This is a genomic window from Chryseobacterium jejuense (assembly GCF_017877355.1).
GTDB classification, from domain to species: domain Bacteria; phylum Bacteroidota; class Bacteroidia; order Flavobacteriales; family Weeksellaceae; genus Chryseobacterium; species Chryseobacterium jejuense_A.
The window spans coordinates 25495-39118 of the sequence record NZ_JAGIPR010000009.1; the positions used below are offsets into that span (position 1 = coordinate 25495).

The 13624-nt window shown below is 36.2% G+C and carries 6 protein-coding genes; 2 read left to right on the forward strand and 4 right to left on the reverse strand.

The window, feature by feature from the left end:
* Window positions 1–6: 6 nt before the first annotated feature.
* The 4 genes from J2772_RS17375 to J2772_RS17390 are packed head-to-tail and all read right to left on the reverse strand — an operon-like array spanning window position 7 to window position 8431.
* Window positions 7–444, reverse strand: coding sequence for a hypothetical protein (locus J2772_RS17375; RefSeq protein ID WP_209918971.1), 438 nt, complete (start codon window positions 442–444; stop codon window positions 7–9).
* Window positions 441–6947 carry an RHS repeat-associated core domain-containing protein gene (locus J2772_RS17380; RefSeq protein ID WP_209918972.1) on the reverse strand — a complete coding sequence of 2169 codons (6507 nt, stop codon included), beginning with the start codon at window positions 6945–6947 and terminating at the stop codon, window positions 441–443. Before J2772_RS17380 ends, J2772_RS17375 begins: the two co-directional genes overlap by 4 nt.
* Before the next feature lie 38 nt (window positions 6948–6985).
* Entirely contained in the window at window positions 6986–7462 is a 477-nt protein-coding gene (locus J2772_RS17385; protein WP_209918974.1) for a hypothetical protein, read from the reverse strand.
* 6 nt (window positions 7463–7468) lie between these two features.
* Entirely contained in the window at window positions 7469–8431 is a 963-nt protein-coding gene (locus tag J2772_RS17390) for a cell wall anchor protein (RefSeq protein WP_209918975.1), read from the reverse strand.
* Window positions 8432–8781: 350 nt separating this feature from the next.
* Here J2772_RS17390 and J2772_RS17395 point away from each other — a divergent pair, with 350 nt between their 5' ends.
* Both J2772_RS17395 and J2772_RS17400 read left to right on the forward strand, forming a co-directional pair.
* Complete coding sequence (locus tag J2772_RS17395) at window positions 8782–9105, forward strand: DUF6660 family protein (protein WP_209918977.1); 324 nt, start codon at window positions 8782–8784, stop codon at window positions 9103–9105.
* A gap of 137 nt (window positions 9106–9242) precedes the next feature.
* Window positions 9243–13604 (forward strand): CusA/CzcA family heavy metal efflux RND transporter, encoded by a 4362-nt coding sequence (locus J2772_RS17400; protein WP_209918979.1) that lies wholly within the window; start codon window positions 9243–9245, stop codon window positions 13602–13604.
* Window positions 13605–13624 lie beyond the last annotated feature (20 nt).

Here is a 13624-nt window from a genome sequence, read left to right on the forward strand (position 1 = left end):
TAATTTTTATATACTTTGACAAAAGGTAATACAAATACCATTTTCGTCATATAATCCATTTTCTGATAAAATAAAATCAAATTTTTTATCTGGAAATAGATGATAAAGCCGCATCTTCCAAAATTCCAGCATATATAATCCTAATTCCTTTTGAGCTTCCGATTTGTGAGATTTTGTGTCTTCAGAAAAATAAAACACATCTGAGATAGAAATATTATTTATATACTTTTCCTTTCCTTGTGGAGTATTATCAAATCGATTTCCATCTTCTTCACCGTAGCCATTAAAATTTGAATGCAAGTAGATATTGCTATTGATCTCAATAAAATCAGGGCTCATCGCTTTCATAACAAATACTATTTGTTCGATTGTTAAGGTGTGCCCTATGTATGCTAAATCATACTCTAAATCGTTTCCTTCTATAGTTCCTTTGTGTGCTATCATAATCCAAAAAAATCTTTTAATGATTGGGGTGTAGATCCATCAAATTTAGTGCTGTTACCAAAACTAGGAATTACTCTCCCATCTGGGGTGGTATTATAAAATATACCTTTTACTCTCACTGCACTAATATCAAAAATAGGTTTTCCTTGTGGACCATAAACAACAACATGGCCATTGTTTAAGTTAGTATATGAATTAGGTGGGCCTGACATTTTAACTATATTAGCTCCACCCTTTCCTCCTGCAATAATATTTGAGTTAGAGTTTTCAGTTAAACTGTTAAAATATTTTAAATCTAAACCCTTTCCTTTGGAATCAAAAATAAACCTAGGATTTTGACAATCTAGACACTCATTAATGTTAATTTTTTTAGCTATTTCTGGTGCAGGATCTGGTTGTCTTATTACTTCACCTACTTCTACTTTCAATACTTTTCCAACTGTGGTTGTTTTAGGAGGCACCTTGGCAGTATTGTTCAAGGTCCAAGCACTTCTATTTTCAGCAATAGGTGCATTTTTTAAAATTGTTCCTTGGGGGGCACCTATTTTAGCAGCTTGTATATTTTTTAAAACCTGGTTTACTGCTCCTGAAATTCCTCCTGCAACTCCACCTATTGCAGCTCCATATAAACCACCCATTGCAGTTCCTTTTAATACGTTTTCGCCAAACATGACTGCAGTTGCAAACCCGTTAATAGCACCAGCTACAGCACCTCCCGTTGCACCAGCTATTGCACCACCTAAGAGTCCGCCTGATATTCCCCATGAAGTAGCGGCAACAGTGGCGGCAGAAGCCCCTACGGCAGCGCCTACCCCACCTGTAAATGCACCAATAGCACCACCCATTGCAATTTTGCCCCAAGTAGCTCCCCAGTTCCATTGGGTAGGATTCCATGAGCCATTAGCTTTTACGCCTGTGAAATAAGCTCCAGCTAATGCACCTACAGCTATCCAAATAAATTCTCCACTTGGATCGGCATACATTAAAGGATTATTCAGTACATACCCATACTTATTATAGTTTTGAGTATTGAATGGTGCCTGAATGTTTTCATCTGCACTTAAGAATCTTCGCAATAACGGATCATATAATCTTCCGTTCATGTGAATGAGTCCTACTTCAGCAAAATGCTCATGGCCTGTATAACCTCTATTAATTAACAAATCAGTATTTGCTAATTGCTGCTTGTCGGTTATAATGGCTCCACTTCCTATCTGCAGGTGAGTGAGGTTCCCCCATGCATCAAAATGTCTCTGTTCGAGTTTATTTCCAGCTTCATCGCTTATTGCTAAGATACTACCTAAATAATCCTTATGCAAAAATTTATACGAGCCTATTGATTCATCATAATTCTTTAAATAGACTATGTTACTTTCATAAGGTGAACCTTCAACATATAAAATATGCTTTTCTTTTCCGGTAGTATTATCTTTTACCACTTCAAAGCTTCCGTCTTCACTGTAGAATTTTGTGAACTTACCTTCTCCGTCAGCAATAAAGTTCCCTCCATAGGTAGCTCTCTGCCTCATGGCTGTTAATCCATATTGGAATGCAACATCTCCTTTTTCTCCATCAATAAATACAGGATCATTATTTTCATTGTAAATAATGCTTTGGATCAGATCATTATTGTAATTCTCCATTCCTGCTGCATTAAGGGTCATTCCTGTTGGCTGATAGATTTTAGCAGAGTTTTCAAATTTAATTTTTCCTATCTGGTCATTTTCAAGAATTCTTCCTTTAGTATCGTAAACATTAAGTATAGCGAGAGGGTCTTTAATCCCTGTTATCGGATTGGCCCAATTGGTCAGTCGGTTGTTATCATCATAACTAAAAGATTCTGTAATGTTGAAATCTCCTCCGGTTGTACGGCTTGTGAGTTCATTCTTAAGAGCGTCAAATGAATATGAAAGCTGAAGGATTCCACTTTTTACAGAGGAAGAATGATTGACTCTTGTTAAGAAGCCATTATCATCATAGAAACTATTGAGCTCAGAAGTACCCAGTTTAGCTCTCCATACTCTTCCTTTAGCATCTGTTTCTTTTAGCTCCCATAGATTTTTACCTGTTTCCTTATCTTTTACCAGATATAGATCTCCATTCCATGGATGGTATACATTCTCTATCTGTACTTTGGTAAGTACACCAGAAGAATATAAGTGCTTCTCGTAAGAAACTACTCTCGCTTTATCATCATAGGTAATTCCTTTCTGCATAAAATATTTACCATTGCTGCTTTCAGATGATGATAAAAGCCTTCCTTGAGGATCATAAGAAGCATTTGAACTAAACGACTTTCCTTTAGATGTTCCAGCCTTTGAAATGAGTCTACCCTTATTATCATAGGTGAAAGAAATAATCTTATCAGTAGCAGCTCCACCGTCTGTTGTAGAAAATTCTTTTTGTGTGATTAACTGTCCTAAAGCGTTATAAGTATATTCTTTAGTTCCCTTTGGGCTAATAATCTTAGTGGGCTGACCAAAGCCATCGTACTCATATTTATATAATCCATTGGAAGGATCATTAAATTCAGATCTTCTTCCCCAAGGATCATATTTTGTGACCACTATATTTTCTGCATATTGAGCTTTAATTTGCTCTCCGGCAGCATTGTAAGAAAAAACAATTGTTCCTCCTTTATCTGTAGTAGAAATTACATTTCCTAGAGCGTCTGTTGTTTGAGAGTTTGTCCTTCCATATCCGTTGACTTCATGTACAGTAGTGGTCAAACCGGTAACAAAAGTTTCTGTTTCTTTCCCATTAAAAGACTTAGCTTTAACTTTAGCAGGAAATACAGAATCATCATATTCCATTGTATTCCAGCTAGAAGGGTCTAGGCTTTGTTCATAATAAGGTTCGGACTCTTTTACAATTCTTCCAAGAAGGTCATAATACGTATCTCTAGCAATAAACCGTCCCTGTCTAAATGTTTTATTGGATACTTTATATGTTTGGCCAATTTTATTGATATACTTTTTAGATATATCATTGTCAGGGTCATATTGAGTTATGGTAATATTGGAGTCGTCATCCCTATAATACTGATAACTGGTTGTACCTTCTAAATTAGTTTTTGAGGTAAGAAGCATTCCCCAACGGTCATACTTATTGATAAGGGTATTTCCCAGTGGATCTGTCTGCTTTTCAATCTGTCCCCAATCATTATAAACGATATTAGTTTCTAATCCTAGATTGTCAATCTTTTTGATCACAAATCTTCCTTTTGGATCATATTCTGTTCTGCTGGTTTGGGTTTGATTATCTATGCTATTTGCTACATCCTTTTGAATAATATTTCCAAATCCATCATAGCTGTAAGTTTCCTGAAGGTATCCTGTATTATCTCTGTTCCAATTTTTTTGATTTTTTAATAAATTATTTTCATACGTGTACTCCTGTTTAACAGATTTATTATCACCATAAGCATAAATAATATCAGTTTTAGACTTTGGACGGCCAATATAATAATCAGCTCCTGTTCCTGTTGGATTGTGGATATACTCAAATGAAGATCGAGTAGTTGCTAAGTCATCATTTACAATAGATGTAGTACTGGTTGGAAGATAATAATCTCCATAGCTAGTACCATTTGAAGTAATGGTACCTGTTAAAAAGTCTTTTTCTCTGCTTCTTAAAGGGAGTACTACTTTTACAACTTTCGGTTTTTCATCATCAGATACTACAGATACTGCTTGTCCATTGACAAGTTGTGTAGATTGATAGGATGTAGATTTGAAGGTTAATAGTTGAGTATTGTTTTCAGAAAGATCCGCAGGGAAAATTTTAGATTCGTCATTAGTTCTGATTGACCATAATTTTACAGGAGCACCATCTTTTAAGGGATCAATCTCTATTCCTGACCAAATTTTTGTTTTTTCAAATCCGTTGGCATACCATGAGGAATTTGCAGTCTGATGATATCCAACCATTCTTTTCCCTGGCATGTTTCCTGTAACGCCTCTATATCTGAAATCTTGTTTTCTGCCGTCTTGCTCAAGCTGTGAGACGGCATACATTTGATCGGCTCTGCTTAAAGAATAATATGGATATACTACTTTTTTATCCTTCTTATAAAAATCAGGATTATTGATGTTATCCGGAACCATTTCTAAGTATTTTATCCTAGTAGTGATTCCTCCTTGTTTAATTGAACTTATTCTTGCCAGTTGAGCAATTGGAGTTGGCCCTTGGATTTTGTGTAGAATATCTTTCCAGTATATAAAAACATTGTAATAATTATTACCAGATTTGACAGGATTAGTCATAGGGGCAAACAGGGTCAGATCAAGAAGATCTGGGACTTGAAACTTAGGACTCTGGAATGACCAGTTGGGAGTGAAGTTAGGAGTTCCGTCAATGTCAGAACCATTAGCAATCTTGGCGCTTACAACATACCCAAAATCTCTGGAGCCATTTGCGTTCATCATGTTAATCTGATTGTATGAGAAAACCTGAACCACATCAGACTTTCCATCTTTGTTCATATCAGTAACAGAGAAGAAATATTGTTTAGCAAATTTTGCATAATTCCCATTTACTTCTTTCTGGAATTTCCTATAGGTGAAAAATTCTTTCTTTAAGTAAGGGGTAAATCCTTTTTCTGTTCCCATATAAAACCTCCAATCGTCAGGTTTCTGAATAGCGTAATCTGTAATAGGAATAGCAAAGTCAAGTTTTCCGTCTCCATTGAAATCTCCATATAAGACTGGAAATTCAGGATCTTTATTTTCCAGTAAGGATCCTGAAAATTTGATTTTTTTAGTATATCGATCAGAAGATGTTTTTACAAATTCAAATACTGTATATGTAGTATTTGATACATTAATAATATCTATTTTTCCGTCACCATCTACATCAATGTGTTTTTGATCTGTATATAGATTTTCATCAAGTCCCCAGTCTATTGAATGTTTTAAAAGTGGATTATTGGGATTTTTCAGATCTATGATAAGTCTGTCTACAAAGCCAAATCCTGAACCTGCATTTTGCAAAGTAAGGAAGATATCAGAAATTCCGTCACCATCAATATCACCTTCATTGAGAATAACGGCACAGTTTGTACATGCTGTTGGCGTAATTGGTTTTTCAAATACTTTTATAAATGCATTATTTTTTAAAATATAACCTGAAACTTTATTGTCACTATATTCAACTACTCCGTTACCATGATATATCTGTCCATCTTCGTCTAATAATGTATTAACTACTTTTGCATTATTTGCAAAAGTCTTACCTGTAGCAATGGAAGTGAAAGTTTCATTAAGGGCACCTAGCTTTACGGTACCATTGTTCATTAAGAAGTCCAGATAAGAGTCACCATTAAAGTCTCCTACAAATTTTACATTATTAAAAGGATCTGGCTCAGTATCATATGCCGCAGCATAAGAATTTACCATGCCGGGGTATTTTAGAATGACAGGATCTGAAGGTACTCCATCTGCATTGTATTCTGTAATCTTATTGGCAAATTGGTAACTTGTTCCATTATTTGTATACTCTATACTGTATCTCTTAAACGGATTACCGTTTGAAGTTACTTTAATTTCCGATAAGAGCATAGTTTGAGTATATCTTATACCATTTATATAAGATTGCTCATTTAAGGTCCTTGGTGTAGAATAGTTAAACTGAATGTTATTAAAATGAGGGGTATTTAATGTTTTATTTCCACCCCATTTTATATTATCTATGGCCGCAATATTGTTTTCTAATATATACTCGTAAGAAATATAATTTCCTTGCGCGTCTTTCCATTCGCTTATATTATATTCCGTTGGGGTTCTTGCACTCGAATTACGACCAAACCAGGCTTGTGAACCATCTTCAAAAGTGACTTCCCAATATTCTGGACCTTGCCATCCCTGTGCTGGATTAATAGATCCTATAGATCTAATCTTTACATTAGAATATTTTTCTGTTACATATTCAGATCCATCTTTTCCATATTCTCCATTTTTTAAGATTAATCTTTGTCCATTAAAGCTATAACGGTCTGAATAATCTAGTTTAATTCCTTTTGTTTCTGCATCGCTTTCAACGTTTTTTCCTACCCTTGAAATAGAGGAGATTCCTGATATGTTCCATCCATATCCGGCACTGCCATTTCCTGTGCCACTAGTGTATACAAGATTGGTTTGTGGAGCAATGTTTTTTACTCCCGGTGGCAGAGCAATAGGGAGTGTAAATTGTAGTTGTCCAGATCCTGAAACGTCTATATTACCCTTGGTATCATGAAAAGGTTGTCCTTTTGATGTTGTGGCTCCAGAGGGATTATTACCTCCTGCTCCTGAATCTACTGGACCACCGCCTGAACTTCCTGTGGCAGGACCTATTTTTGCTATAAATGGATTTGAAACATTTGATGTAGCGTGAAATCCCTGTGCCATAACTACAGACTGCGGATCCTGAACAGTACGGGATGCAGTTTCTGGCTGATATAGTATGGTCTGTGAAAGAACCAACACCGAACACAAGGATAATATCAATGATGAAAATAATTTCATTGTTGTATTAGTTGTTTTTTAAATAATAATTGATTCTTTTATCTTTTGGTTACATTTCTGCCAAAGACCCTTCCGTCTTTTAAAGTAAACCTAAGGATGTATACTCCCCAGTCATATCCAGTCATATTGATTTTTACCTGACGGTTTAGGCCCGGAATATTCTGTTGTTGAAACTTCCAGTGAGTAGTACTATGCTGATACAATGAAACAGATTCGATAAGACTATCTACTTCTTCAGTCCAGTCTATAGTAAGAAAATCGTTGACAGGAATCGGATATAATCTGATGTTTTTCAGAAATGTTTTTTCATCCATTTGAGGCTCTTGTTTTGCAATAGCAGTTTTTGCGGCCTCAATTTCTTTTTTTGCGGGCTCTTCAGGTGCTTTTTTAGCGGCAGCATTTGTTCCTCTGTATCGTTGGTTTCCGGCTTCATCATATTTAAAATAGACTTCGGTTTGGGAATACCCTAGAAAACCAATCAATAGAGAAAACGCAGAAAATAATTTTCTTTTCATAAATAGTTATTTTTTGGTTGATAAAAGGCTTTGAACCTGCTGTTCCAATTTTTCAATTTTGTCAGATTGAGATTTCAGCTGCTTGTTTTGTTCAATAGAATAAAGTGTTAATTCCTCTATTTTTTCCAAAAGTTTCACATTCATTTCTGCTACATTAATCCCATTTTTAAGAACTTCATCAGCAGATGGAATATTAGGAAGATGTCCATTCTCTGCAATGTGTTTTTCTACCTCATCTAAAGATTTTAATTGATAATCTTTTTTAAAGACATAATCCGCCCAAACATTAGCTTTTACTTCAACTTCTTTAGCATGAATCTTTCCATCAAACTTAGCAATCCCGTTATTGAGGAATTTAATCCATGTTCCACGGTAAGCATCCTGAAATCCAACGTAGGAGCTTCCATCATTACCATTATTAGGCTGAGCTATGATAATATTATGGGTCTTTCCCATATTTCTTAAAACAGTATCACCGGTCATCCCTCCATAGCAACCATCACATCCTGCTTTAGCAATCTGGAAGACTCCGAATGAGTTGGCTACTTCCATTAGAACATCATTCTTATCATAAACTCTTAACATAGCTGCAGTGTTTGTACTGGGATCATTATTGCCAATTTTCACTTTTCCATCATTGGATTGTGTTATCAATTTACTCCAGCTTCCCCACTGAGAATCTGTTGGTAAGGCGTTTCGATAATAGATACCTCCGTCATTAAAATTAAGTTGATAGCGTTTATCTCCGGTATTGTCATGCCAAGGGGCAATTGTTAACATCCCGGAATAGGTTCCTGTTCCTGGAACACCTACTATATCTCTGGATTTAAATTCAGCTTTAAATTCCTGACTGTAGGCAGAAGGCAAATCATTGATGTTTCTGGTGTCATGAACAGTTAAACCTGCTGCATTTTGTGCATAGATAAGACTTGAAGCTACCATTCCGGCAACCAATAATGTTCGTTTCATATATTAGTAAATAAAGTTATTTTTGAACTTGAAAAATGGAAATATTTCCGAGAAGTTGTGAATTGTTTTATCACTTTTATAATGGTTATTTATTTTTTGCAAAGGTAATAGCTATTTATTTAAAATCATATTTAATGTTCTATTATTCTGGGTTTTATATGTTTTTTTTGAATTATTAATTATTTTGATTGATATAATTAATAAATATGGCATTTTCTTAAAAATATATAACAGTTGAGTGATAAATGTAATTTTTGAAAAACCTGTAAGGATGAAAAAAAAATGATTTTTGTCATGTTTAAAACTTTGAAGATTCACCCATTTTAGAAAAAAACTTTACCTTTGTAGCAATGAACTTGTTAAGATGGATACTGGCAATTTATTTCATGGCGTTATCATTGATGCCATGTGAAGACGTGTCTCATCCATTAAATTCAGGAAATAAAAGAATTTCTTTAAGTATTTCTGAGACTCATTCTACTGAAAAAGGAGATATCTGTTCACCGTTGTGTGCTTGTAGTTGTTGTCAGATGACGGTTTCAGCCTTTAAAATGGATCCGTTACTGGAACTCCCTGAGCAGATTCCTGCTTATTTTTCAAAGAAGATCTTATTTCATAAAAACGACTTTGCCTATCAGGTATACGATCCTATCTGGCAGCCCCCTAAAATTTAATTGTATTGATTGTTAGAAAGTTATGCTTTCTAAGCCTACTTGAAACTTTGCAATACCATTGCAGAGGTTTTCAGGATATTTTTGCTGCAGTATTCTATGCTGTACGCTTATATTTTCAATAAAATTAAATAAAAATCGTGTTAGATAAAATCATAAAATTCAGTATCAAGAACAAGGCTGTTATTGGTATTATGACACTCATATTGGTCATCTGGGGAACCTGGAGTGCCTCCAAATTACCTATAGATGCCGTACCGGATATTACCAACAATCAGGTTCAAATCATTACCGCTTGTCCTACACTAGCAGGGCAGGAAGTAGAACAACTGGTAACCTTTCCTATTGAGCAAAGTATTGCCAATGTTCCGGATATTCAGGAAACAAGAAGTATTTCAAGATTCGGACTCTCTGTAATTACAGTAGTCTTCAAAGAAAATGTTGATATTTACTTTGCCAGACAGCTTATTAATGAGCAGTTAAAAAATGCAATGGAGGAAATCCCCAAAGGAGTAGGGATTCCTGAATTAGCTCCTGTAAGTACAGGACTTGGAGAAGTGTACCAATATATTCTTCACCCTAAAAAAGGCAGTGAGAAAAAATATGATGCTAAGGAGCTAAGAACCATGCAGGACTGGATTGTTCGCAGGCAGCTCAACGGAACTCCGGGAGTAGCTGAGATCAACAGTTTTGGAGGCGAGTTAAAACAATACGAAGTAGCCATTGATCCTAACAGGCTAAAAGCCATGGGAACCAGCATTACCGAAATCTTTACAGCTCTTGAAAAAAACAACCAAAATACAGGAGGAGCCTATATTGATAAAAAGCCCAACGCTTATTTCATCCGTGGAATCGGGTTGGTAACTTCACTGGAAGATATTAAAAATATTGCCGTTAAAAATGAAACGGGAAGTGTTCCCATCTTCATTAAAGATGTTGCTGACGTTCGTTTAGGAAGTGCGGTGCGTTATGGAGCATTAACCTATGACGGAAAAGTAGATGCCGTAGGTGGAGTAGTAATGATGCTTAAAGGAGCGAACAGTAATGAAGTGGTGAATAATATCAAAGCAAAAATTCCTACCATTCAGAAATCACTTCCGGATGATGTGGTGATAGAGCCATTTCTGGACAGAACAGACTTAGTGGGAAGAGCCATCAGTACTGTTGAAAAGAATCTGATTGAAGGAGCTTTAATCGTTATTTTCGTTCTTGTGGTTTTCCTTGGAAATCTTAGAGCCGGTCTTATTGTAGCTTCAGCTATTCCGCTTTCCTTATTATTTGCGCTGGGAATGATGAATGTGTTTGGAGTAAGTGCCAATCTGATGAGCTTAGGAGCCATAGACTTCGGGTTAATTGTGGATGGAGCTGTTATCATTGTAGAAGCCACCTTGCATCATTTAGGTGTAAGGAAATCAATGCGGACGTTAACGCAGTCTGAAATGGATGAAGAAGTATTCCTTTCCGCATCAAAGATCAGAAGCAGTGCTGCTTTTGGGGAAATTATCATCCTGATTGTATATATCCCGATTCTTACCTTAGCAGGTGTAGAAGGAAAAATGTTTACACCAATGGCTAAAACAGTTGGATTCGCCATTCTTGGAGCATTGATCCTTTCATTGACTTACATTCCGATGATGAGTGCTCTATTCTTGTCTAAAAAAGTATCACACAAAGAAACTTTTTCAGATAAAATGATGAATTTTCTGCAAAAGATTTATCAGCCATTATTACAGAAAGCCATTAAAGTAAAATATATTATTGTTTCAGCAACAGTAGCCGTTTTTGTGATTGCAGCTTTCGTCTTTAAAAATATGGGTGGTGAGTTTATTCCTCAATTGCAGGAAGGAGATTTCGCTTTCCACTGTATATTACCGCAGGGAAGTTCGCTCAGCCAGAGTATCGAAACTTCTATGCAGGCTTCCAGAATTATCAAACAGTTTGATGAAGTGAAAATGGTAGTCGGGAAAACCGGATCAGCCGAAGTTCCTACAGACCCAATGCCACCTGAAGCTACTGATATGATTGTGGTATTAAAGCCACAAAGCGAATGGAAAACAAAAAAATCCTACAACGAACTGGCTGATGAGATCAGTGAAAAGCTGGAAACCATTCCAGGAGTATTCTTTGAGAAAAACCAGCCTATTCAGATGCGTTTCAATGAATTGATGACAGGGATCAGACAGGATGTTGCCGTGAAGATCTTTGGTGAAAACCTGGATTCATTGGCGGTATATGCCGATAAAGTGGGGAAGATTATTCAAACCGTTGATGGGGCTACTGCTCCTCAGATTGAAAGAGTAAGCGGGCTTCCTCAGATCAATGTTCAGTATGACAGAACAAGAATTGCCAATTACGGACTCAATATAGAAGATGTCAACAATGCGGTAAGTACTGCCTTTGCAGGAAAAGCTGCTGGGCAGGTTTTTGAAAATGAAAGACGTTTTGATCTGGTGGTCCGCCTGGATAGCCTTCACAGAACAGATATTTCAGATGTAAATAACCTGATGATCACCTCAGCCACCGGAGCTCAGATCCCATTGTCGCAAGTTGCGAATGTAAGTTATAAACTGGGGCCGGCTCAGATTAGCCGTGAACAGGGAAAACGTAGAATTGTAATAGGATTTAACGTTAAAGGACGGGATGTGGAAAGTGTGGTAAAAGATATTCAAGCCAAATTGAATAAAGTAAAATTGCCATCCGGATACTATTTTACCTATGGCGGACAGTTTGAAAATCTTCAGGAAGCCAGTAAACGTCTGATGATAGCAGTTCCAGTATCATTATTGCTTATTTTCATGCTGCTGTATTTCACATTTAAATCATTCAAGCAGGCCGCTTTGATCTTTACAGCCATTCCAATGAGTGCTATCGGGGGTGTTTTTGCTCTGGTGGTAAGAGATATGCCATTCAGTATCAGTGCAGGAATAGGATTTATTGCATTATTTGGAGTCGCGGTACTTAACGGAATCGTATTGATCGGAACTTTTAACCAGTTGGAAAAAGAAGGAGAAAAAGACATTTTAAAACGAGTTTTTGAAGGAACCAAAACCAGATTAAGACCCGTTCTGATGACCGCAACAGTAGCTTCCTTAGGATTTTTACCAATGGCCATTTCTACAGGAGCTGGGGCAGAGGTACAAAAGCCTTTGGCCACTGTAGTAATAGGAGGTTTGGTAACCGCAACATTCCTTACATTATTTGTGCTGCCAATGTTGTATATCATTTTTAACACAAAGATTTTGAAAAGAAAGAATAAAAATATGCAGTCATTGACCCTAGTTCTTATTTTTGGATTAATGATGTTGGGACAAACTTTTAAGGCTCAATCCAGACCAATATCCGTTGAGGAGGCTGTACAAATGGCGATGGATAATAATTTAACCTTGCAGTCGAAGAATTTAAGCATTAAATCAGCAGAAGCTTTGAGGCCTACCGCCAAGGAGCTTCCCAAATTAAGTTTTGATGCTCAGCTGGGGCAATACAACAGCCCGAAATTTGACCAGTCATTTGCCATCTCACAAAGTATTCCCTTTCCAACCTTATTTAAAGCGAGAAAGGAACTCATCAATGAGACGATTAAAAGTAAGCAGATTGATAAAGAGATCACAGCCAATGAACTGGTGAAAGATGTTCGTACCTATTATTATCAGATTGAATATCTTCAGTACAATAAAGAAAAGCTGACCAATCTGGCTGGTTTTTATGAAGAATTTATCAGAATTGCAACCGTAAGATTTAAAGCTGGGGATATCAAGAAGATTGAGATTAATACTGCGGAAACCCAAAAAGGAGAAATAGAACTGCTTTTAAGACAGAATGAAGTGTATTTGAATAATGCCTATAAAAATTTAAAAACACTTTTAAATACCTCCGAGAATCTGGAAGTTCCATTCAATACAAACTATGAACCTTTAAAAGCAGAAAATGTATTGGATAGTGCCGTGGTAGCCAATAACCCTACTGTAAAAGCATTTTATAACGAAATGGAAATTGCGGAGAAGAATAAAAAAGTTGAAAAAGCTACAGGGTTACCGGATTTTAGCTTAGGATATACCAATCAGTCATTAATAGGTTTTCATACCATCAACGGGCAAGAGAATTTTTATGATTCAGGAAAACGTTTTCAGTCGGCAACTGTTGGTGTATCTATTCCATTGACTTTTGGAGCTACTAAAGCAAGAATGCAGGCGCTGGAATATGATAAGCAGGTAGCCGAAACCAATGCAAGGATGCAGAAAAAGCAACTTACCGCTCAGTTGGAAAATGCTTTTAATCAATACCAGCAGGATATACAGCAGTATGATTATTATACCAATCAGGCGTTACCCAATGCTGAAAAAATTGTAAAAGCAGCCCAGTTAGGTTATAAAACGGGAGAAATTTCCTATGTGGAATATCTTTTTGCCCTGCAGACAGCTACCAATATTCAGTTAAAATATCTGGAATCTATCCAACAAGTGAATCAAGCTGTAGTAACCATTAATTCAATCATTAATAAATAATATGAAGTCGATTGTAAAAG